Genomic DNA, 23276 nt, shown 5'->3' on the forward strand with positions numbered 1-23276 from the left:
CAGCATAAACAGGGTTGCTATAAAAAAGCGCTATAGTTAACTCTGTTTTTTCATTTTGCTTCTTTTAAGAAGTATCTGCGCCGTTTTGCGCGGGTTTTTAATTGCCCTCATAACCTTGTAACGTGTGAACGTTGGATTAGCCAGATTGGCTCTTGCACACAACTCTTGCAGGTCTTTTGCTGAAAACTCTGGTGTCTCAACCAGCGGTTCAGTTGCCGCCAGCGCGAAATCGCAAAAGCCTTCTTTGAGGAAACCGCCATCTCTTGCTTGCTCATAGAATGTTGTGCCGTAGAGTGGCATGGCGATGCTGAAGATGAAGCTGTCAGCACCCAACCGCTTAAGCTTATACGCAAACTTTATGGTTTCTTCGATGTCCGCTTTGGTTTCGCCGATTAACCCCATGACAAAGAAAACACCCACTTTAATCCCCGCCTTCTTGCAGGCAACCACAGCGTGCTCAACGCTTTTTAGGTCTAACTCTTTTTTGATGACATCGTTAACTATACGTTGCACGCCTGATTCTGGAGCAACACGGATTTTTTTGCAGCCTGCCTTCTTCATTTTTCTAAGGAGCGCTTCATCTAGTGTGTCTGCTCTGATGCCGTTGGGTGTGAACCATTCAATGCGCAATTTTCGTTCGACAATTAAATCGCAAATCTCTGCCATGCGCTTCTTGTCTAGCGTCATGTTTTCGTCGTAAAAATCAATCTGCTTAATCCCGTAAGTCTTAACTAAAAATTCCAATTCATCAACCACGTTTTTTGGGCTTCTTGCACGCCATTGCCGACCCCAAACGATAGCATTAGAGCAAAACACGCAGTTGTATGGGCAGCCTCTGCTTGTTGTAACTATTGTCCATGGTTTGCTTATTTCGCCACGTAGCGGAATCTCTTTTACGGCTTCGTTGTAGATATTCATCGGAAGCAGGTGCCTTGCAGGAAAAGGCAGAGAATCCATATCGGTAATAATTGGACGCTTGCCCGTGAGAACAGTTTTACCGCTCTTCTTAAAACCTAAACCAGCAATTTTTTCGAATTCGTGTTTGCCTGAGTTTAGCATGTCAACGAGTTCGGAAACTGTGTTTTCAGGTTCGCCGATGACCACAAAATCAACATCAGGCTCTGAGAGGCAGGTTTCTGGGCGCGCTGAAGGATGCTGACCAATCAACACAACTGTAACTTGAGGTTTAACTTTTTTTATGGCAGTAACTACTTCAAAGGCAGTTTTTGACCAGCCAGAAAACGGAATCTCAACAACAACCACGTCAGGATTCCACTGCTTCACGCGTTGTGCAATGGTTTCTGCGCTTAATCCGACACGGTACTTTGTTTCGTCTAAGTCAGCAAGGTTCTTCCAGCCCTCGGTTGGAGCATCAATAATGCATGCCTTATGCTTTTTTTCCAGAACCGCAGCCACAGTTGCTAAAACTATGGGTGGAAAAACGTTCGGTCTTCCCCATGCTTTGGGCTGAATCCTTGGTGGATTAATCAAGCAGACACGCATATGGTGCACTCTAAGTCAGAAATACCCAAAAGCTTCGATTAATAGCTTTGCACTAAATGGGCAAAAACCAAAAACGCACAACCACAAGCACGACAACGCATAGCAGAACCCACAAAACAATCGTAACATCCCTAATACGCAAGGCATCCAAGATTTTCTCGCCTGTCAGTGGCTCCAATGGTTCGCCGAGAATGTACTGCCCAGGCTTTTCCAGTTGCACCCGGAGTGCACCTGCGACCGCGGCCATTGGCCAACCGTGATTTCGGCTGGGTGTTTTTCTGTGGTCGCGATAGGCGATTCTCCAAGCGTTCTTGGCATCCATGCGTAGGATTGCAGCGGCGCCAATCATGAGCAGTGCGGTGAGTCGTGTTGGGATGTAGTTTACGATTGTGTCTAGATTTGCGCTAAACCAGCCTATGTTGATGTGTTCTTTTGTTTTGAAGCCAACCATGCCGTCAAGTGTGTTTATGGCTCGGAAAGCGATAGCTCCTGTTACACCGAACAGTGCAAAAGACATCATTGGTGAGAGTTTAAAGTCGATTAGGTTTTCTGCCATGGATTCGATGACTGCGCTGCTGATCTGTGCTCCGTTTAGGTCTTTTGAGTCGCGCCTTGAGAAGTGGTGGTACTTTTTTGCTTCGTTCAAATTGTTTTGTTGGATGGCTTTGGCTGCGGCTTTTGCCCAGTCAGTCTCAAGCTTGATGCATATGGTCATTTTGAGCAGGATGATGCCGATGAAGCCGTAGATGATGATGTTGATGTAGAAGGGTACGAAGGTGTAGATTGCCCACAAACCGAAGAACACTGGAAGCGCAAAAACAGAAATCACCGTTAACCCCAAGAGAACACCCAGAAACTTTTCCGTGTTCGCGTTTTTGCTCTTAAAGAAGGGTTCAATTTTCTTTGTGAACTTGCCCATCAAAACGGTTGGGTGCACTTTGAAAACCCATTTGTCAGGGTAATTAGGCGATGGGTCACCGATAGCCAAATCTAACAGTATAGCAAAAACCAACATTTCCAAGGCAGTCAGGATGTTTAGTAGGTTTAGCTCCAAGGGTACCCAAGCATTCCGTTTTGAGATACATCCAACAAACAGTTAATATCAATTACGGTAAACACCACAACAGAAATAGTTGCAATTTTTTTATTATAACCTATGATGCTATGTTACCAAAGACTTGTTGCTCTGCCATAGACCCTATCCCCATATTTTTCAGTAGATCAAGATTTTTGTTTGGTTTTGTTTTTCTATTAAAAGAAGAAGAAACACTTGCCCTTGTTCTTCATCTTCTTTTGGGTTTGGCAGTGCAGTTTGTTGTTGTTTTTGCGTCTGTTACGGGCTACTGGCTGGTTGTCGCGGATTGCACTAAAGCAGAATAAGTATTTTTTTGATCTACTGTTAAAGGCGGAATTTTTCAACATGTTTTGGAGCGGAAAACTTTCAATGACACTTACCACTACACTTTGCTGTGGGCAGTCTTTACAACTTTGGCTAATATGGTCTTTATGAAAGGCGGCAGGTCAACTGCGCCGTAGTTTGGCAGTTTAGAGTAATCCATATCTGTTAAGCTTCTGCTTGCTGTTTCCCAGTCTGGCAAGTCGGTTGGGAGCAGGTTTTTCTTGTAGTCGTCATCCATTTTTGCAGCCGCCAACAGGGAAGCCAACGCGGAGGGGTTACTATTTAGAATTTTCGCCAATTCTTCGGCAGTTACAGCTAAGCCTTCAATCTTTGAAACTTCAGCCGCCAGCTTTTCCAGCGGCAAATGCCTCTCCTTTAGCCTGTCAAGTACCGTGCGGTTTGCCCATTCAGGCTCTTGCCGAAGCAACGCCTGTGTAACCGCATGTCTGACGCAGTAAGCGATAAGTTTTCCTAGCTTGGAGGCTGGACCTGAAAGCTTGATTTCTTTGCCAGTGCCCGTACAAGCAACCGTGACGCTGTCCGTTATTGACCCCGTGGCTGAGTCGCCAGTGTAGCGGCTTCGCACGTCAAAGTCTCTAAGCGCCGCCGATTTAGCTTCAGTTGCAGTAATTATCGCCGCCACCATGCAACTCTGCGTTGGGTTACCGTCAATTAGGACTATGACATTTATTGTTCCGAACATTTCTTGAACATTCATCTGTTCGCCAGAGGATTCTCCATGAGAGCACCCCGCAGTTGCGGCAACACTAACTGAGAAAGCGTCTGTTTTCTTGGTGACTAGGCTGTAGTTTTGTATGTTGGCGGCTGTAACCATGGCAAGATAATCCTTGGTTATGCCAAGTTTTTCCGCAGAAGAAGTAATGAGCACCATGGGGTCCATGTGAAGAGCTTGGTCACTGTAGCCGGGGGGTACGCCAACGTTTACGATGGCTTTTACGTGTGAGAAGCCGCCGTTAAAAATTGCTGAACTAACTGTTGCTAAACCCTTTTCTGATACGACTGCCAGCACGTTTTCTTTTATGATTAGTTTTGCGTCTTCCGCTAGATTGTACTGCTCCAAAGTGGTCAGGTCCCTTGTTGTGGCTATTTTTGGGGTTTACTTGGATTTATAGTGATAGCTTTAGCTGGGCACAAATTTAGGCAGACACCGCACCGCGTGCATTGTACCACATCGATAACTTGTGGTTTTTTGTTTTTGCCCTCTTCGAGCGCGCCTTGTGGACAAACCCCGATGCAGATTAAGCCTGCGCACGGAGTACATTTCGAGAGGTCGATTGTGATTGGTGAGGTCTGCTTGCCCATGGCGAATCAACAAGTAAATAAGCGCCAAGAATATATTTGTTGCGCGCACAGGGTATTGGCATGCAGATTGGGCTAGTGACGTATAAACCTGAGAGAGTTGAGGGGTTTGACCCGCATGTTTACTATTCGAAATGGGCGGATGGTCAAGTTTTTCCAGCGGCAAAAGGCATGCAAAATGACGTTACTGTTTTCTGTGATGCTAAAGCCATCCGCGAAGCCCCAAGCATAGTAGCGGTTTCAAGTAGTGGTCCAGCGTTGCGCAGGAACAGGCGCGCCAACTTGGCTTTTGATTTCGTGTGCCCCACGCATCCGCAGTACCGAGCTAACGTCTTTGATTACCTCGACAACCTAAGCAAAGAAGACATCTCTGGCGTAACGTTGAACCTCTACCATTTTCCAGACCAAGAATTCTGCACATGCCCAAGATGCCAAGAGCTTTTACGTAAAAGCGGTTTAAACTGGACCGATTGGAGAGCGCAAACCGTCACGGAATTCCTCAAAGAAGCCAAGACTTACACAAAAGGAACTTTTGCGGTTGAGATTTACCCTGACCCAGTGCTCGCGAAAGAGAGGTTCGGCTTGGATCTAAATGCGATATCAGAGCTTGTTGACTACTTCCATGTGCCGCTCTCGTCACGCGATTACCTAACCAACTATTGGGTAGACATGATTACAAGAGACTTTGTAGCTATCCTCAAAAAACCCGTTGTGGTAGAGTTGAGTGCTGAAATGCCCAGCGACGAAAAAATAGATGCACTCCTAAAAACGGTGGCTTACTTGTCCCGTCACAAACTGGACGCGGTGTTGCTTTTGGTGCATGACTCCGAGAATGCACGACAAGTTGCAAGGTTTGCTGTTCAAAACACTGACTTCCGCGATTGGCTCGAGACTTATGAGTTTAAAGAAATGATTCGTATAGTTAATTCTTGGGCTAAGCTTTACTGAGTTTTCTTCTATAATCCCTTAGTTTTTCCATATCGAGCTCACCAGTCAGTATCGAGTCTTCAGGAGAATCCGAGACCTCGCCGAGGATTCCCCATGGAGCAATGATGGCGCTTCTGCCGCCTCGCATGCTTGAGCAGACGTTTCCAACTTTAAGCACAAACAAACCGTAGTCTCGGGCAATCTGCTCGGTTAACGGGTGACCTTTAACCGTTGGGTGAGTGCCCATGGCTGCTACGGGTAAAGTAATGATTTCTGCTCCCAAATTGACGGTTCGTTTTACAAGGTCAGGGTCAAACGTGTCAGCACACACTAACATTCCAATCTTGCCGATTTCCGTATCAACCACAAGGGGCTCTTTGCCTTTGGAGACGCCCGCCTTGATTTCCGCGCTTATGGGATTGATTTTTTTGTATTTAGCAAGCACTTTGCCATTTCTCCACAGAGTGCTTGTGTTGTAGTATTTACCGTTGTCTTCTTCAAGCACTGAGCCTCCGAGAAGGTAGATGTCACCTATCGCTTTGGAGACTTCTTGCAGGAACTTGAGTGTTTTTGCGCATGTTTCTTTGCTGATTTTTTGGGCGTCAGTGAAGTCCCCCATGCAATTGGGCACAGAGAAGTATTCGGGGAGAGCGATTAAGGCTGATTTCTGTTTGGTGGCTTTGAAAATCACGTTTTCTGCAGCCTTTAGATTATCTTTCAGCGTGGTTCGTATTTCCATGTGTAAGAGGCTTACTTTCAAAGGATTTGAACCTCAGGTGTATCGTTATTGAGTTTTGTTTTTGAACATTTAAACATAGTTGCTTAACCCGTTACATATTATTGCACTCTTTTGGTAGCCGATTGTTCAGCATTAGCTATGGTTTTAGCACAGTTGTTTATTATTTACCTGCTTTTATATGCATACAGTTAACTTTATATGTCCCGCGGATGACAAACACTGTAATATCGAGGGATAAATATTGAGCCTTAATGAGTCTGAAGTTAGCAAACTTTTGCCAGAAGTTAGAACGTTAATCAACAAGTGTGTAAAACGAAACCTCGCTGATGGCTTTCTCTTTTCCGCTGGAACCGACACCCAAATCATCGTTTATGAAGCAGTAAAGTACAAACCTGACATTCCATGCCTCACATTGGCTTTCAAGCATGGAAAACCAAAAGACACCGAATACGTCAAGAGAATGGTTGAACTCTTACATCTGAAACACGAAACATACGAGTTCGGTCGCGAAGATGTTCTAAAGTTTTACCCGAAAGTTGTGGAAGCACTCAAAAAATTCGACCCTATGGAAATCCGAAACAGCCTCCCAGTATACATAGGCTTGACATTATTCAAACCGAGAGGAATAAAGAGCGTATTCACTGGCGACGCCTTAGACGAACTTTTTGGTTACCCATGGCAATTCCACCTCACTGAAGAACAGTTCGCAGTGAAACAGCAGGAGATGTGGGCTGAAATGGGTTTCTCATCAATCCCCATGGCCGCCTCTCTTGGGATGACCATAAAAGCACCCTACCTTGACCCAGAGTTCATGGATTGGGCAAAGAAACTCCCCATCAAATACAAAATCAACATGTACAATGGCATAAAGTACGGAAAGTGGATTCTGCGCAAAGCCTACGAAGACGTCATACCGAAAGACATTATCTGGAGACCCAAAGCACCACTTGAAGCAGGCACGGGAACTGAGACATTAAGAACGCACTTTGAGGATTATGTCACTGACAAAGAGTTTGCGGAGAAAAAGCAAGCCATCAAAGAACAAGACGACGTTGAAATCCAAGACAAAGAACAACTCCTTTACTACGAGCATTTCCGCAAGGTATTCGGGAAACCCAAAGACGTCTACCCAAAAACCGAAGGCGCCATACAATGCCCCAAATGCAAGAGCTATCTTAAAACAAAGATTCAGTTCTGCAAAATCTGCGGAGCTTACCCAATTTAATCCTTTTCCTCTTTTTGTTAATTAAAAAAAAGTTTAAGGTGCTGAAGGCACTGGTTTTGAGCTTTTTTTCAGCGTTAGAATGATTACTACGCCAACGACGGCTATTGCAGCAACAACTGCGCCAAGCATAACCACTATCCATGTTGAATTATCAGTTGCTGTTGAGGTGGGGGAAGCTGTTGGTTGAGCAGTGGGGGTTGTTGTCGGCGGGGCAGTGTAGGTAGGCGTAGGAGTGGCTGTAGCCACCGTGGTTAAGTCTGGAATTTTTGCGTTGAAACTATTTGTTGCAATGTTGCCTGCTAAGTCCTGCACTGATAAGGTTACCGTGTAGTTTCCCATTTCTTCATAGGTATGTATTACGATGACACCGGTTGTGGTGTTGCCGTCTCCAAAGTTCCATGTATAGTTCGCTATTCCATAGTTATCTGTGCAGTAGGATGCATCGAAATACACGGTTCGGTAGTCAGTGGAATACCATGCAGCGTATGAGTATACTTCAGGCGGAGTAGTATCGAGAATGATAGATGAATTGGCGGTTGAGGTTTGGTTGTCACTGTTTTTGAATTCAACGTAGACAGTATAGCTAACGTTGTCCTCTGCTAAAGTGTAGTTTTTTGAAGTGCTATAGGTCTCCCACTCTGACCATGAAGAGTTGTCGGTTGAGAAACGCATTTGCGTGGCGTTGGTTGATGAAAGAGTAAGCGTTATGGAAGTTGAATTAGTGTAGGTTGCTCCATTGTTTATTGTTACCGACGTTGTTGTTTGGGCAGTGACTTGCGCTGAGAAAACGCTCACTGAAAGGGTGGCAATTAGCATTAACGTAATAGTTAGAAAGACACTACACTTCTTTGTTTGGTTAAGCTTCATAGTGATCCAGCTCTCAAGGTGAACTCATTATTTTTCAATATAAGAGTTTACCAGAATTCAACCCGTAATCTGACCTTTTTGGGAAAAGACTTAATTCCTTAATGGTTATTTTTGAGAGTCACTAAGAAGGGGGCAAAAGCTTGGCTAATCTGTCGCAACTCAAGTTCGCAATGGCTACATCCATATTCCTATCTGCCTTCATATTCAGCGTTCTTGTGTTTGCTGTAGTCTTTTTCTTAGAATTGGACCTTTTCACAGGCTTACTCATTGCCATAGGCGGGTCAGCGCTATTCATACTGTTCCAGTACGCGATAGGGCCAGCCATCGTTGCAGCCACCACAAAGCTGCATTACCTCAAGCCAGGTGAGAATCCTTGGCTTGAATCAATGGTGAAAGAGTTGGCAGACAAAAGCGGAATCCCCATGCCCAAGTTAGCAACTGTGCCTAATAATACGCCTAACGCGTTTACGTTTGGCAGAACCACCAGAAGCGCCACATTGGCTGTGCATGATGGACTCTTGAGGTCGCTAAATAAGGGAGAAATTGAGGCTGTAATAGCCCATGAACTGGGGCACATAAAACACAAAGATTACGTTGTAATGACTATCCTTTCAGCGTTGCCCCTAATTGCGTACCTAATTGCCCAGTTCGCATTGCGAGCAGGCATGATTAGCTCAATGGGTAGCAGGCGCAGAAATCAAAAAGAAGGAAACGTTGGCGCCGCCCTAGTGATAATCGGCGTGATTTCTTTCGTAATTTACATCCTAACTTTTCTAGTAGTTATGAGACTTAGCCGACTGCGCGAACATTATGCAGATGCGTTTTCTGCTTATTTAACAGGCTCACCCCACGGCTTACAAAGTGCACTGGCAAAAATAACCTATGGCTTATCAATCTCACCTAAAGCTCCAGAAGGCGCCAGAGCCTTTTACATCGGAGACCCAGCAACAGCAAAACGGGAAATCCAGAAAGTGATGAGCAAAAAAGACGAGTATGACTTAGATAATGATGGCGTTTTAAACGAGCGCGAACTCAACCAAGCCATGGAAAGAGAAGCCAGCAGCACATGGGTTCAAATGAACAGCCTATTTGCCACGCATCCGCCTACGTTCAAGCGCATACAGCTCTTGCGGGAAATCGAAAAAGAAATGGCTACTGGAACCTACGCAAGCGACAAAATGTACGCTCACGTCTAAACGCGCTCTTTTTTAGGTTAAATTTCTTGGATTCTATGCGAAGACTAATATCTCTCCAAAAATGATTTACTATAAAAATCAAAGAGAGCATAGAAATGGTGAATTATTGTCCTGAATGCGGCGGAGAAATGCACTACATCGCAATGACTAAGCAGTATGTCTGCAAAAGCTGCGGGTTATCCTGCACGGGGCAGGAACTAAACGACATGCACGACAAGAACCGACCAGACTACGAAACCGAGGACGAAATCAGGCAGAACCGCAAAAAAGAATACCTCAAGTGGTATCTGAGCAAAAAATGAGACCACCGACCTAATAGGTCACATACGATTTGTTAGAAAACACTATAAACAAATTTTGCTCATTTAATCTAAACTTGCTGTGACTGCTATGGCTATTGACATGGAAGTTATCTGTGTTGGAAACGAGTTGCTCATCGGGAAAATCCCCAACACAAACGCGCATTGGCTAGCAAAACAAGCCACCCAGCTAGGCGTGAATGTAAAGCGAGTAACCGTAGTGCAAGACCTCATTGACGAAATAGCCAACTCTATTTGTGAAGCCATAGCACGCAAGCCGCGCTTCATAATCACTACAGGCGGTTTAGGACCAACCTTTGACGACAAAACACTCCAAGGCATCGCAAGAGCACTTAACCGCAAATTAGAAGTAAACCCAGCAGCCCTCGAAATGGTCAAACAAAGGATTATAGAATACGCGAAAAAACGGCAGATGCCAACAGAAACCGAGCTGACGCCGCCCAGAGTGAAGATGGCAACTTTTCCTGAAAAAACAGAACCAATAATCAATCCAATTGGAACTGCACCCGTAGCCAAAGCGAACGTAGACGACACAGTTCTGTTTGCTCTTCCAGGCGTGCCATCTGAAATGGAAGCAATTTTTACACAAACGATTAAACCATTACTTAAGGAAGCCGTCGGTTGCAACATGTTTTGTGAACAGAGCATTTTTGTAGAGGATATAATGGAGTCCCGTTTAGCCCCCTTAATCGATCAAGTAATGAGCGAAAATGAAGGAGTTTACATAAAATCTCACCCCATGTTAACCGAAATCAAACCCCGCATTGAGGCGCATCTAACAACCATTGCGTCACCAGAAGAAGAACCCGCTCGAAAAATCTTTAAGGCTGCAACTGAGCTTTGCCGTTTAATCGAACAGAACAATGGAAAAGCCCAATTTCAGCAGTGAACTGGATTTGGGAATAAGGATTTTAAGCATTAAATCTATCAGTGAGTAAAAAATGCTAAAGAAGATGAGAATTTCCAACCTTAAGGTAATAACAGCAATTACAATCGTCATCGTAGCTTTTTCCTTGTTGCCGCTGGGCAAAACGCAAGATGAAACGCCAACATACACATCTTCATTTCTGTTGCTGAATCGACCAGACGGCAACGTAACTTACGAGCTTAATGTGACAATCTCCCAGACGCTTTACCAGTACTACAGGAGTAAGAGCCATGTCTTGTTCTCACTTGAGCAGTTTGGCAAGTTCGTGACGCCTTACACACTAAAACCCATAGCTGATAGTCTATGGCAGATTTATGATAACCAAGAAGACTTCACCAACGGCGTCCTTATGCTCGTCCATCAAATCAAGTACGAAGAAACACTCCCAGGTAAGTATCCAGTTGAAACACTAGTCGAAGGTAAAGGCGACTGTGACCTGTTCGCACTTATCGCGGCTTCAATACTTAAGGCAGGAGGAATCAACACTGTGCTACTCTATTATGAAGATGAGTTGCATATGCAGATTGGAGTGGAACTTGCCAGTGCACCCAATGATGCAAGAAATAGTGTCTATTTTGTCAACCACCAAAATGTCAAGTATTACATTGGTGAATGTACTGGTACAAACTGGCGCAATGGCTGGCGAATCGGTGAATGCCCAACCCCATACCAGAACGCTTCAGCCAAAGTCATAACATTAAACAACGTAGAACAAACCTCTATCGGGCAAGTTGCCGCAAACCTCAAAGAACTAGACCCAAGCAACGTAACACTGCAGGTCTCATCATCACTTATGATATCAATCAACAAGTTAACAATCAGCGGCCAAATCCTCCCCGAAGTCGCAAACGAAAATGTTACGATACAAGCAAAAATTAACCATTCAAACTGGATAACCATCGGTACTGTGCAAACACAACAGAATGGTCAGTTTCAGTACGACTGGGTTCCCCCAACAGTCGGCGACATCGCAATTCAAGCTAGCTGGGCAGGTAACAAACAGTACAATGGCGCAACCAGCGCTCAAGTTAGCATCTTTATCGTGCCCTGGTACATGGTTGCAGTTGTAGCATCTTCAGCGTTAGCTATAATTGTAGTCTTTGTTGCGTTTGTCAAACTTAGATCTAAAAAAGAAGTGGCGCCAAGTACTTTACAGGGTGATACAGGCATCTTATAGGGACTATCGTATTGGCGCAAAACAGTTCAATAATATGCTGAAATTTAGCCCTTTAAATAGGGGGATAGGGTCTATCGACAGAGCAACAAATTTTTGCAACACGGCATCAAACTCGATGGGCTCTACTTTGTTTTGCCCTCAAATATTGCCTTAAAAAGGTAGATTATAATCGGCGCGTTGATGGTGCCTCTTGGTAAGCATCGCACAATCAGTAAAAAATAAACTAAGACTTGAAGTATTTCGAATAATCCTTAAGACTATTGTCAGATTTTCTGCGTTTAATCAAAACTATACTAACGACTACAATAACGACAACTATTACAACCGCCACTATAATTAGCAACATTGTGTTGTCGCCTTGAGCGTTACCAAAGAGTACCAACGTTAACGGTGATGAGGTGCCTTTGAAATTAATTGTCTGATTCATTGCCTCGTAACCCTCTTTGGTTATCAGAAAAGTGTAAGATCCAATTGTCGCGTTTCTGAACGTAACACAACCTGTTTCATTCGTAATTCCCGAGAGCGCTTTCATCCCTTGAGGCTGAGCAGTAGAAGTGACCATTGCATCACTCAAGAAGTTGCCATTGCTGTCTTGGACGCGCAACTGCAAAGTGCCTGTACTGTTACTAGTTGTTGAATTAGTAGCTAACGTTGGACCCACAGCTATCTGCACCGTAGCCTGAGAACCAATAAAACCTGATTTTGACGCAGTCGCAGTTATGGTACAGGTGGTTATTTTAGAAAAGCTGGGCGCCGTAAACGTTGTTTTATAAACGCCTGGTTCATCCTCTTGCGTCGTAGTGAATTTTCCACCGTTATTTGATGTAAATTTGACGGTTGCTCCTGTAACAGGGTTGCCTTCAGCGGTTATGTAGGCGGTTATTTCTGTTTTGTTTCCGTTGAGAACACTTTCTGGCGCTGTTAGCGTAACATCTAAAGTTGAAAAGTCAAGAGTATAAGTTGTTATTGTAGCTTGCCCGGTTGTATAGCTGGAAGCTTGAGCAGTAACCGAGCTGGAACCAGGAGCATTTGTGACCGTAAATGTTCCTGTTGCATGAGTTTTACCAAACGGTATTGTTAGTGTCGAGCTGACCTCCCCGACTTCTGGCTTTGAAGAAAATAAACTAACAGTCACACCTCCCACAGGGTCCTTTGCTGGGTGACCTTGCGAATCTTGAAGTTGAACCTGAATAATTTCGTATGCTCGATTATCTGATGGTAAGGCTGATGGGACACAGTAGACGGCTAATTTTGATGGAGTAAAACCGATTGTACTTATTGCTTGTTGCGCTGCGGCAAGGTTGGTTGCCGCTGCAGTAATTGTAGTGGTGCCCGCTTTGTAGGTTGTAGTTAACGTCGCCAACGCATAAGTTTTTGATTGCTGAATTGTTATTTGTGCTTCTGTGGTACCTATTGTCTGGTCAGAGGACGATAAGGTTACTATAACGTCAGAAGGAGCAACTGCCACGTTGCCTTTAGAATCCTGTATTTGAATTGCGATATGATGGTATGAATTTTTATCCGCTAATACTTTTGGTGAGCCTGTGAAAATTTTGAGTTGCAGAGGTTCCATAATGGGTTTTGTTGTTATTGTTGTCTGTTTTGATACATAACCTGAAGATACAGGAGTAATAACCGTTTGTCCCACTGAAGTAGCGTTGAAGGTTGCTATCGTGTAAGTTTGCCCTTCAGGAATTGTAACCAATGGGGTAACATCACCCACCGTTGCGTTTGAACTGGAGAGTGTGACTTGTATGCCGCCCTTAGGGGCTTTGGCGGGAGAACCGCTGGAATCTTGCAATTGAACTAACAAAGATTCATGGGAGAGGCCATCTGCTGGTAAGGTTGATGGGAAGCCGTACACTGCTATTTGTGTGGGGTTTGGTCCAACGGTTGTAACTGATGCCTGTACGGTTGCGTAGCCTGTTGCTGTGGCAGCTATGGTTGTTGTTCCAGGCGTGAATGTGGAATGGAAATTTGCTGCCCCATATGTAGATCCCCGTGGAATTGTTATTGAGGGGTCAACTGTTCCTATGTTTGTGGCAGAGGATGAGAGGCTAATGGTTGTGTCTTGTACGGCTCTCGCAGGTTTTCCACTAGAGTCCTGTAATTGTACAAAAATGCAGTTGTACGTGCTATCGTCAGCAGGGACGCTTGTTGGGCCAACATAAATTTTTAGTTTACTTGGTTGAGCTATGGCTTCTGAAGAAACTTGCTCAAAGAACATAGCTGAACATATGATTATTGAAATGGCTATGCCTGCTAACAGTTTATTGTTCATTGTTATCCGTCGATTTTTAATTCTGTATCTTACGGTTTAGAGAGATTAGCAAGTAATAAGACTTACGATTAAGATAACTGTGTAGGTCAAACGTTCAACAGGTAAACAATTCGCTATTGTTAATGGTGAGGGCTAAGAAAAAATCTAAAGGCTTGCCGCTTTCAAGGGTTTTTCTTAAATGAATTAAGAGAGAGTGGGATTTATTTGTAGAGTTTTTCCCATCGGTTGAAGAGTTCGAGGACTTCGTCGCCGTTGTGGTCTTTGAGGAATTCTCGTGTTTCTTTGTCGGCAACGGCGTTCTTTTGGAACTCTCGGATGTAATCAGCTTTCTCAGCTAGGAAGATTATGCCGTCTACACCTTGCCTTGCAACCCTTGTGGCAACGGTCATAACTTGTTTTGTGGGTGCCACTGTGTCCCATGTTTCGTTTGGTCCACGGACATAAAAGTTCACGAAGAAGGGCTTCTTTAGTTGGCTTTTGAAGCCGCGTGCGATGGTTTCCCAGTACCATGGTGTTGGGTAGGCTTTGCTGAACATGGGCACTACAAAGTAGTCAGCGTATTGTGCTAAAGCGTCAAAGTCGTATCCGAAGCGCAGTTTGCCCAGTAGGGGATCAGGCAAAAGGTTGACGAAAAGTGGTTTGCCGCTGACGATTTCTTTAACTTCGGCAAGGAAGTCTGTTACTGTTTTTGCTCTCCATTCAACCCAGCTTAAGCCGCTTTTGGCTTGTTCTTTTATGCATCTGGGGCATGTGCAGAAGTGCTGGTCAGCGAAGTGTTGGCTACTGATGCTGATGCCGGGGGTGACTTTGGCGCTTTCAGCGATGATTTTTAGGTTGTATTCTCTGGCTTCTGGGTTAGTCATGCAGACGACATCCCAGCGCAGATTATAGCGCTTGTTTGTGCGCAGTGCTGGGCCCCATGAGCTGACAGATACCCAGTCTGGGCGTTTTGCTGCCATGAAGTTGTCGCCGAAGCATGCGATGTTTGTGTACATTTCTGGGTTGGGTTTTCCAACGATTCCTGATTCTGATTTTAAACGGTAGAAGTTGTAATCGACGCCTTCAACAGGCTCTGGTTGATAAAGAAATACGCCGAATTTCAAGGTTTCAATTCACCATAGTTTGTGTCTTTTTGTATGGAATTGGCTTAGCAAGTTATAAGTCTTTGCAGTTGATGGGCTATGTTTCTGATTTTTGGATTATGAGGATGTTTGCTTTGTAGTATAATCATAAGCTTGCTGACCTGTGCGCTTGTGGAAATGGGATTTAGGTCTTTTTTAGACTAATTTAGGCTCTTTTTGAGGTTTTATTGCTTTGCCAGTAGACCCTATCCCCTATAAAAGAGGAAGTTTCATCTTTGTTAGCAACTGCTCTATTTCGGCTGGCTATGCCATAGAAAAGTGGGCTGTCTTGGATGCTTAAGTGGATAGTATTTGGTCTAATTTTTCTGTAATCAGTTTTAGGTTTTTGGCGGTGTAGTTTGGTTGTTGTTTGCTTTCTGCGAGGTTTTTTAGGGTATTGAATTGTGAGGCTACAAAAATTGTTTTTAGTCCTGCGTCTTTGGCGCCTTTGATGTCTTCGATTGGGCTGTCGCCGATGAATGCTGCTTCGTGTGCTTGCACTTGGAGCTTGTTTAGGGCATCTTGGAAAATGTGTGGGCTTGGTTTTCTCCATCCATGCTCCTCTGAAACTACGACCGCGTGGAAGTAATCGTTTAGGTGTAGGTGTCTAAGGCTCTTGTATATGACTGGCGCATAGGTGAAGTTTGAGATTAAGCCTACTTTGTATTGCTGGTGAGCTTGTTTGATTAGTTTGTTTGCGCCTGCACGAATTTCAAGTGTGTCGATAAAGTCTTGGAAGAAAACATTCAAAGCGGCTTGCACTCGGTAATCATCTGCCGACACCTGAAAGCCTATATTGCATAGTGCTTCTGCCACCCAGACAGCATTAGTTACTTCCCTGAACTGTTCATAGCGCACTTTGCGGTACTTCTCATGAGCAACAGTATAAGCCTTCAAAAAAGCGTCCTTGGCAACGTCAAAGCCTTCTGCCACCAGTGCTGAATGCAAATTATCGCGTGAAGCATCCATGCTGTAGTTTCTGCAGTTAACCAATGTGCCTATGTAATCGAAAATTACAGCTTTACAAACCATGCTACGTTTTCTCTCTTTCAATTAAGATATTGGTTTGGACTATTTGAAACATTTTTTTGCCGATAGCTGTGCCAAGCAACTTTTGCTCATTGCCTATTGATGCTTCAACTTGCGGGTCGAAAACAATTTCGCCAAGATACTTTAACCCCAGCTTTTCGGTTTGTATTTTGACGGCTCCTGCTTGGTCCATCTTCATGTTCTCTACGATGCCGAGAACATGCATCTTGAGCTCAAGTAATAATGCGACTTGTTTCTTAACAGTTTCAAAAGCTAACAGCGAAGGTGTGGTTACAATTAAAAATTCTATTCTTTTAACCAGCCTTACTAAGTCAAGTACGGCATCGCCGATTCCAGGAGGCATATCGATTACCAAAAAGTCAAGCTTGCCCCACTGGGTTATGGTTAACAGTTCAATGAGCGCATTAGATGTGTCTACTCCACGCAAAGGTGCTGGCTTATCGCCCACAAAATAGATTATTGACATAAATTTTAAACCACGAACAATTGGAGGAATGAGACCATTTTCCTCTTTGGGCTGCACGCTCTCAGCGCCGAGGATAATGTGAGTTGACGGGCTGGTGAAGTCTAAATCAAACAAGCCAACACTGCAACCTTGCTTAGCGAGCGTTAATGCCAACGTGGTTGCAACCATGCTTTTGCCGACGCCGCCCTTGCCGCTTGAAACAGCAACAATTCTGCCGATTTTTGACAAACGCTCGTCAATTACGCTTGTCCGCGGATCAATCACTCTGCTTTAACTCCTTTTATGTCCTCAAGCCATAAGCCTCGCCCGCTGACGATTTCAAAGTCAGGGCTGCCACATTTAGGGCACTTAATGTAAGTATGCGCAACTTCAGGAACGAAGTGGATGGCTTCGGCGATGGCCTTGTCGAATTTTTTGAGGCTAACCTGCCATTGTGTTCCGCAAACTCTGCACTTGAGCGTTGACTTAGCTTTTAGAATTCGAAATTTTGCGTTTTTAAAAACACCACCTTTCATCTGTGAGAGTACAAACCGCAAAATCGGAGGCTCAACTTGCTGAAGCTCACCAACTCTTATGGTGACAACTGTAACTTCTTTTAATTTTTCTTTGTCTGCAACCTGTCTCGCAGATGCAAGGATTGCTTCAGCTAACGCCCATTCATGCATGAACTAACCATGCTTAACGGAGCAATAAAAGAATATTGCACCAAATCTAACAATCTACCACTCAAAGCCTCAATAGCAACAGTGCCCTTGCCTTGTGTGATTTCCAGCGGTTTAGCATTAACTTAAAATGCTTATGAGCGCACGTAAAGATGAGAAGGCATGAATTTGAGAGTTATCGCTGACCTGCATATTCACGGCAAATACAGCCGAGCGACAAGCCAACAAATGAGCATACCTGAAATTGCAAGGTACGCAAAAACCAAAGGTTTAAACCTCGTCGGCACAGGCGATTTCACTCACCCACAGTGGCTAAAGGAAATCAAACAAGACCTCACGCCAGAGCAGGATTCAGGCTTACTAAAACTCGTAAACGCAGACTCACCAGTCCGCTTTATGCTCCAAACCGAAGTCTGCACAATCTTTGATTACAAGGGTGAATCAAAAAAAGTCCACCATGTCATACTTACCCCAAGCTTTGAAATTGTAGACCAAATAAACGAGCGGCTCGCGCGTTTTGGCGATTTAGCCTCTGACGGCAGACCAATCCTTGATGCAACCGCGCCCCAACTCGTCGAAGAGGTCATGACAACTTCAGCCGACAACATGGTTTTCCCTGCGCATGCTTGGACACCGTGGTTTAGCCTCTTCGGCGCATTCAGCGGCTTTGACGCCATCGAGGACTGTTACCAAGACATGACCAAACACATCCACGCCCTAGAAACAGGACTCTCCTCTGACCCGCCTATGAACTGGCGCCTCAGCAAACTCGACAAATACACACTGCTATCCAACAGTGACTGCCACAGTTTCTGGCCATGGCGAATCGGCAGAGAAGCCAACGCCTTTGAGCTGGAAAAATTCACTTACAAAGAAGTCACAGGTGCCATAATCCAAAATAACCCTGAGCATTTCAAGTTTACAATCGAAACTGACCCCGCATACGGCAAGTACCACTGGACAGGACACCGCAACTGCAAAATCAGTCTCCCACCTCAAGAAGCCATCAAATTCGGCAACATCTGCCCAGTCTGCCGCAGAAAACTCACCAAAGGAGTAGAACAACGAGTAGAAGAACTATCTGATAGACCAGCCAACTACAAACGCGAAGGCATACCCGGTTTTTTCCATCTGCTTCCACTTTCCGAGATAATCGCGGCAGTGCTCGGCACCGATTCGCCTTCAACGCAAGCCGTTTGGAAAATTTACAGTTCACTTGTGCAGAAATTTGGCGACGAATATACCGTACTACTAGACGCGCCTCAAGAAGTCTTGGCACAGGTGGTTGATGCGCCAATTGCCCAAGCCATCGTCAAAGTCAGAGAGGGCACCGCGAAAGTTACTCCTGGATACGATGGCGTGTATGGACAGCTTGTTTTGGGTGTTGATGCACCAGCGGTGAAGCTTAAGCCCCCTCAGATTAGAGTGCAGCAGAGGAGCATGAGTGATTTCTGGTAAGTTCTGAGTATTTTTCAAACAAATTGTTTAATTGTTCCAAACAGTTCTAGCTTCTGAAAAAGGGACAGGTTACTCTTGAAAGACCTTCTGATAAAACTCAGCAACATAGCAACCCAAAAATTCGGAGCCCAATACGCTGAAGCCCGAGCCCAAAAACTCTACAAAACCATGCTCACTCTCAAAGAGGAGCGTGTTGAAGCCGCCAAACAGGGCACTGAAAACGGCGTAGCCATCCGCGTGCTAGTGAACGGTGCGTGGGGGTTTGCTTCAGTCGGCTCTTTGGATACTGCTATCTTGGAAAACGCTGTTTCTGACGCTTGCAGAATGGCAAAAATGGCGAGCGCACGGCTGAAAACGCCCATCAAGCTTGCCTCAGCAAAAGTTGTAGAAGACAATGTTTTGTCTAAGCCCAAGAAGAACCCAGCGGAAATCAGTGTTGAAGAGAAGATTAAGACTGCTTTAGCGGTTACTAAGACGAGTTTGGGCTTTAACAGTCAAGTGAAGAGTTGCGCGATGGATTATTTGGATTTAACTGGGACAAGCCACTTTGTTAACAGCGAAGGAACAAGCATCGAGCAAGACAAGCTATATGTTTGGGCGAGAATAACTGCCTCAGCGCAGAGTAATGGAGTCTTCACTTATAGCCGCGAAGAAATCGGTTCCACCGCAGGATACGAAATCTTTGACGAACAACCACCTGAAGCGTTGGGCGAGAAGGTTGCTAAACGCGCGATTGAACAGTTAAACGCCAAGCCTCCAAAGGGCGGAAAGTTCCCTGTGGTTTTGGGTCCAAACGTGGTGGGTGTGTTTGTGCATGAAGCGTTTGGGCATTTAGCTGAAGCTGACTTGGCTCTTTCAGGAGGCGTTTTGGCGAGTAATTTTGGGAAAAAGATTGGTTCAAAATACGTCACGTTTTATGATGATGGGACCATCGAGGGTTCGTTTGGAGCTTTCAAGTACGACGACGAAGGCGTTCAAAGCCACAAGACATTGCTGATAAAAGACGGCGTGGTTGTTGGTTTGATGCATAATCGCGAAACCGCACAGAAATTCAATACTGAGCCAACTGGAAACGCGAGGGCAGAAGATTTTCGTGTTGAACCCATAATTCGGATGCGTTGCACTTACATGGCGCCCAGAGACCAATCCTTTGAGGAACTAATTGAGAGCGTTAAGTCAGGTTATTACTTCAAGAGTTTTAGAGGCGGACAAGCTAATTTGGACGGCACTTTCCAAGTTGGCATACAAGAAGGCTACGAAATAATTAACGGCGAAATAGGCGCACCCGTACGCAATGCATCCATTAGTGGCAACACTTTAGAGACTCTACATAAGGTGGATGCTGTGGGTAAAGATTTCAAGCTGGACCCTGGCAGATGCGGCAAGGGTCAGACGGCGTTTATTTGTGATGGTGGACCACACATTAGAGTTAACGGGGTGGTTGTCGGTGGCTGTGCTTGAAAAAAACGTAATGCTGAGTTTAGCTGAGAAGGCTGTTGCGTCAGCCCTAAAGCAGGGTGCTCAAGAAGCGGAAGTTTATGTTTACGAGGGGCAAGCAACCAGCGTCGGCATTGAACTGGGGCAAATCAGCAAGACCAACAGGATAATTGACCGCGGCTTAGGCATCAGAGTAATCGCTAACAAGGCAATGGGGTTTGCCTACACAAACGTCAACGACCAGAAAGCCATCGAAAGTACAGTTTTGAGGGCACTGAGCGCTGCAAAGGCAAGTAAACCTGACCCAGACTGGCGCGGGCTCCCACAAAAGAAGCCTTACGCTTCCACCGAAGGAACTTTTGACCAAAAAATCGTTGACCTAAAGGGAGAGGAACTGGTAGATGTTGCCCAAACCATGCTTGATGCCGCTGTCGCAGTTGATAAGCGGGTTTTTCCAATCGAGGGCGGCGTAGGTAGCGGTTACATTTCTAATGCAGTCGCCAACTCAAACGGTGTGGCAGGCTTCGATAAAGGAACCATTGTAGAATGCAGTGTAGCAACATTGGCTAAGAAAGGCAGTGCCGTCACGCCCGTGTGCTTTGAGTTTAACACTTCAAGAAACTACAAAATTGACCCAGCATGGGTCGGCAAGGAAGCCGCGAAGCTGGCGGTGTCAGCATTAAAAACCAAATCAGTTGAAACAAAATCCGCCAAGGTGATTTTTACACAGTTCGCGCTGCAAGACCTTTTAGCAAATACGCTTATCAACGCGATAAAAGCTGATAGCGTGCAGAGAAACCAATCAGCCTTTAAAGATAAAATTGGGGAAGCAGTCGCTTCAGAAAACCTAACCATCTACGATGACGGTTTGCTACCTGGCGGTATCCGCACCAGTGTTTTTGACGGCGAAGGTGTGCCACGCCAAAGAACGCCAATTATTGAGAAGGGCATTCTGAAGAATTTCTTATACGATAATTATTCCGCTAACAAGGATGGCAAGGAAAGCACAGGTAACGCTTCAAGAGCTGCCTACTTGTCGACTCCAAGCATAGACGCTACAAATTTCCACATCATGCCAAGAAACAAAACAGCCGAAGAAATGATAAGCGAAGTGGACGATGGGTTGATAGTTTATTACCTGCAGGGAGCACACAGCAGCAACCCAGTGAGCGGCGACTTCTCTGTGGTTGCAACCCCCGCTTGGAAAATACAAAACGGCAAAATCACTCACTCTTCACGTGGAGTCATGCTTGCGGGCAATATATTTGAAGTGCTCAAAAACGTTAGCGTGGTTGGCAGTAATGAGCGGCAGATGGGGCAGTTGATTTCGCCTTGGATACAAGTTGAGAACGTGCGGATAATCGGGAAATAGTTAAGCCCAAAAGCTCTTGGAGTACTCGCCAAGCACGCCCTCGTATATCCGAATGGTTTGTTGCGCAATCTTGCCCCAATCGTATTTTTCTAAAACCCGTTTGTAAGCGTTATCACGGATGTATTTTGCATAGCCATCATCAAGCAGAACCTTAGTTATACCCCAAGCCAACGAATCTGGATTGTTAGGGTAAACCTTAACCCCAGTCACGTCATGCTCGATAATTTCTGATAAGCCGCCAGTGTCAGATGCAACCACTGGACTCTCAGCTGCCATGGCTTCGAGCGCAACAATTCCGAACGGCTCAAAAAGCGAGGGCACAACTGACACGTCAGCGCACTTCTGCAACCTAAGCAGTGTTGGCTCATCTAAGAAACCCTGAAACAGCACTTTATGCTCTAAACCCATACTGCGGACAATGTTTAGCAGTTGTTCTTTCATGTAGCCGCTACCGACAATTATGAATTTAGCGTTAACTTTGCTCAGTATTTTTGGCACAGCATTAATCAGCACGTGGATGCCTTTCTCGTAAACCAAGCGCCCCACGTACAAAACGATTTTCTCTTCTGGCAGGGCAAACTTGTTCCGAAACTCCTTCATTTCTCCATCAAGCCCATCGTAGTTTTTGGGGTTGACACCGTTTGGGACCATAGTCAACTTGTCGCTGGGTAAGCCGAACACGTACTTAACATGTGAAACCATGTAGTCGCTACAGCATATAACCTTCCAAGCCTCATACGTGAGCCACGCCTCAGTTTCATGAATCATCTTCTCTGCAGTAGTATTCAACCCATTCCTTCTACCCATCTCGGTTGAATGCATCGTCACCAGCAAGGGCTTTCGAAAAACATGTTTGAGTCCTATGCCTGCGTTTGCAACCAGCCAATCGTGGGCATGGAAGACATCGATTTTATCAGAAATCTTGCGGGTTAGAATTGCTGTTTCTTTTTGCATGTTCATGTTCATTAAGTAAACCCATGTTGCGAAATCTGGCGATGGGTTCTTGTATGAGTCTATACGGTAGACTTCTACGCCGTCAATTACTTCGTGTGCTGGTGCGTCTGGAAAGTCGCAGGTTATAACGTAAACTTTGACTCCTTGTTTGGCTAAGTGTTTAGATAAGAAATAAATGTGCGGTGATATTCCCCCGATTACTCTTGGAGGGTATTCCCAACTCAGCATCATGACGCTTAACTTATCTTTCAAGCTTTTTTTCCTCCGTCACGCTGTTGTAGAGTTTGAGTATTTCCTTTATCCAAGAATCTGTTTCTGAGGGAATGAAGGTGATTTTTTCTTTGGGAACCTTGTAAATCCGCATAACTTCGTCTTTCATCCATTCAGATTTCACGGCTACTTTGTTGGTTTCATAAAAGCCGAGCCACTCGATGCTTTTGATTGCCATGTTGTAAGGTGAGTTTGAGGTGGGTGAACGATGGTCCTCTAGGCTTTCAACTGAGTAGATGAAGGGTATGCCCAGACCGTTTTTTAGGGTAACTGCTGCAGGGATGAAGTGCCAGTCAAAAACGTCTATGAAGTCAATTCGTTTGTTGGCTTGGTAGTAAATGTTTGCGGCGGCTCTTTCGATTTCTTGGTTTAAGGTTAGAACCCAAGTTAAGACTCCGATGTGGGTTTGAACAGGATTCTTTACTCTTGTTGTCGTAACTCCTGTCGGTTCTTGCACTGTACCGCTTACGGAGTCATCATAGGTTACAACGTCAACGTTTACTTTGCTTTTGGCTAGTTGTGCCGACAGGGCGCTGACATATCCTGCCAGTTGGCCTACAACTCTAGGCGGGTACTCCCAAGAAAAAATAATAACGTGCATGGT

At 45.1% G+C, this 23276-nt stretch carries 22 protein-coding genes; 9 read left to right on the top strand and 13 right to left on the bottom strand.

All coding sequences use genetic code 11. The annotated features are described in order from the left end of the window. Positions 1-36: 36 nt before the first annotated feature. The 4 genes from NWE95_10500 to NWE95_10515 all read right to left on the bottom strand — a co-directional run bounded on the left by NWE95_10500 (position 37) and on the right by NWE95_10515 (position 4225). Positions 37-1491 (bottom strand): B12-binding domain-containing radical SAM protein, encoded by a 1455-nt coding sequence (locus tag NWE95_10500; GenBank protein MCW4004328.1) that lies wholly within the window; start codon positions 1489-1491, stop codon positions 37-39. Between the two features lie 64 nt (positions 1492-1555). Beyond that, complete coding sequence (locus tag NWE95_10505; GenBank protein ID MCW4004329.1) at positions 1556-2557, bottom strand: cobalamin biosynthesis protein; 1002 nt, start codon at positions 2555-2557, stop codon at positions 1556-1558. Positions 2558-2960: 403 nt separating this feature from the next. Next, the gene (locus NWE95_10510; GenBank protein ID MCW4004330.1) at positions 2961-3983 is read right to left on the bottom strand and encodes an adenosylcobinamide amidohydrolase; all 1023 of its coding nucleotides are present in this window, start codon (positions 3981-3983) and stop codon (positions 2961-2963) included. Between the two features lie 23 nt (positions 3984-4006). Further along, positions 4007-4225, bottom strand: coding sequence for a 4Fe-4S dicluster domain-containing protein (locus NWE95_10515; GenBank protein MCW4004331.1), 219 nt, complete (start codon positions 4223-4225; stop codon positions 4007-4009). Between the two features lie 60 nt (positions 4226-4285). Between NWE95_10515 and NWE95_10520 the strand changes: the two genes are divergently transcribed. After that, entirely contained in the window at positions 4286-5170 is an 885-nt protein-coding gene (locus NWE95_10520; protein MCW4004332.1) for a hypothetical protein, read from the top strand. Here the strand turns inward: NWE95_10520 and NWE95_10525 are convergent. Continuing rightward, positions 5157-5909 (bottom strand): carbon-nitrogen hydrolase family protein, encoded by a 753-nt coding sequence (locus tag NWE95_10525; protein ID MCW4004333.1) that lies wholly within the window; start codon positions 5907-5909, stop codon positions 5157-5159. The genes NWE95_10520 and NWE95_10525 overlap by 14 nt on opposite strands. Before the next feature lie 220 nt (positions 5910-6129). Between NWE95_10525 and NWE95_10530 the strand changes: the two genes are divergently transcribed. Next, positions 6130-7113: an asparagine synthase C-terminal domain-containing protein gene (locus NWE95_10530; protein ID MCW4004334.1), complete on the top strand. Its 984-nt coding sequence runs from the start codon at positions 6130-6132 to the stop codon at positions 7111-7113. Positions 7114-7146: 33 nt separating this feature from the next. Here NWE95_10530 and NWE95_10535 read toward each other — a convergent pair whose 3' ends face one another. Further along, complete coding sequence (locus NWE95_10535; GenBank protein ID MCW4004335.1) at positions 7147-7980, bottom strand: PKD domain-containing protein; 834 nt, start codon at positions 7978-7980, stop codon at positions 7147-7149. 140 nt (positions 7981-8120) lie between these two features. Between NWE95_10535 and NWE95_10540 the strand changes: the two genes are divergently transcribed. From NWE95_10540 to NWE95_10555, 4 genes are all read left to right on the top strand, one after another. Continuing rightward, positions 8121-9176, top strand: coding sequence for a zinc metalloprotease HtpX (locus NWE95_10540; GenBank protein MCW4004336.1), 1056 nt, complete (start codon positions 8121-8123; stop codon positions 9174-9176). 95 nt (positions 9177-9271) lie between these two features. Next, a complete protein-coding gene (locus NWE95_10545; protein ID MCW4004337.1) occupies positions 9272-9478 on the top strand; it encodes a hypothetical protein in 207 nt (68 codons plus the stop codon). Positions 9479-9566: 88 nt separating this feature from the next. After that, positions 9567-10385, top strand: coding sequence for a molybdopterin-binding protein (locus NWE95_10550; GenBank protein ID MCW4004338.1), 819 nt, complete (start codon positions 9567-9569; stop codon positions 10383-10385). A 52-nt stretch (positions 10386-10437) separates the two neighbouring features. After that, a complete protein-coding gene (locus NWE95_10555; GenBank protein ID MCW4004339.1) occupies positions 10438-11601 on the top strand; it encodes a hypothetical protein in 1164 nt (387 codons plus the stop codon). A 223-nt stretch (positions 11602-11824) separates the two neighbouring features. On the opposite strand, the gene NWE95_10560 is transcribed toward NWE95_10555, so the two are convergent. From NWE95_10560 to hypA, 5 genes are all read right to left on the bottom strand, one after another. Continuing rightward, a complete protein-coding gene (locus NWE95_10560) occupies positions 11825-13882 on the bottom strand; it encodes a FixH family protein (GenBank protein MCW4004340.1) in 2058 nt (685 codons plus the stop codon). Positions 13883-14082: 200 nt separating this feature from the next. Then, positions 14083-14985 (bottom strand): hypothetical protein, encoded by a 903-nt coding sequence (locus tag NWE95_10565; protein ID MCW4004341.1) that lies wholly within the window; start codon positions 14983-14985, stop codon positions 14083-14085. A gap of 315 nt (positions 14986-15300) precedes the next feature. Further along, the gene (locus tag NWE95_10570) at positions 15301-16035 is read right to left on the bottom strand and encodes an HAD family hydrolase (protein MCW4004342.1); all 735 of its coding nucleotides are present in this window, start codon (positions 16033-16035) and stop codon (positions 15301-15303) included. A gap of 1 nt (position 16036) precedes the next feature. Continuing rightward, the gene (locus tag NWE95_10575) at positions 16037-16783 is read right to left on the bottom strand and encodes an Mrp/NBP35 family ATP-binding protein (protein ID MCW4004343.1); all 747 of its coding nucleotides are present in this window, start codon (positions 16781-16783) and stop codon (positions 16037-16039) included. Beyond that, positions 16780-17184: a hydrogenase nickel incorporation protein HypA gene (gene hypA / locus NWE95_10580; GenBank protein MCW4004344.1), complete on the bottom strand. Its 405-nt coding sequence runs from the start codon at positions 17182-17184 to the stop codon at positions 16780-16782. The genes NWE95_10575 and hypA overlap by 4 nt, the downstream gene beginning before the upstream one ends. A gap of 159 nt (positions 17185-17343) precedes the next feature. On the opposite strand from hypA, the gene NWE95_10585 reads away from it, so the two are divergent. The 3 genes from NWE95_10585 (at position 17344) to NWE95_10595 (ending at position 21448) form a co-directional block, all read left to right on the top strand. Beyond that, positions 17344-18639, top strand: a complete 1296-nt coding sequence (locus tag NWE95_10585) for an endonuclease Q family protein (protein ID MCW4004345.1) — start codon at positions 17344-17346, stop codon at positions 18637-18639. 75 nt (positions 18640-18714) lie between these two features. Beyond that, positions 18715-20100: a TldD/PmbA family protein gene (locus NWE95_10590; protein MCW4004346.1), complete on the top strand. Its 1386-nt coding sequence runs from the start codon at positions 18715-18717 to the stop codon at positions 20098-20100. After that, positions 20087-21448, top strand: a complete 1362-nt coding sequence (locus NWE95_10595; protein MCW4004347.1) for a TldD/PmbA family protein — start codon at positions 20087-20089, stop codon at positions 21446-21448. The genes NWE95_10590 and NWE95_10595 overlap by 14 nt, the downstream gene beginning before the upstream one ends. On the opposite strand, the gene NWE95_10600 is transcribed toward NWE95_10595, so the two are convergent. Both NWE95_10600 and NWE95_10605 read right to left on the bottom strand, forming a co-directional pair. Further along, on the bottom strand, positions 21449-22654 hold the full coding sequence (locus NWE95_10600; GenBank protein ID MCW4004348.1) for a glycosyltransferase family 4 protein: 1206 nt from the start codon (positions 22652-22654) through the stop codon (positions 21449-21451). Beyond that, a complete protein-coding gene (locus NWE95_10605) occupies positions 22644-23273 on the bottom strand; it encodes a glycosyltransferase (GenBank protein MCW4004349.1) in 630 nt (209 codons plus the stop codon). The genes NWE95_10600 and NWE95_10605 overlap by 11 nt, the downstream gene beginning before the upstream one ends. Positions 23274-23276 lie beyond the last annotated feature (3 nt).

This window comes from Candidatus Bathyarchaeota archaeon (genome assembly GCA_026014725.1).
Taxonomy (GTDB): domain Archaea; phylum Thermoproteota; class Bathyarchaeia; order Bathyarchaeales; family Bathycorpusculaceae; genus Bathycorpusculum.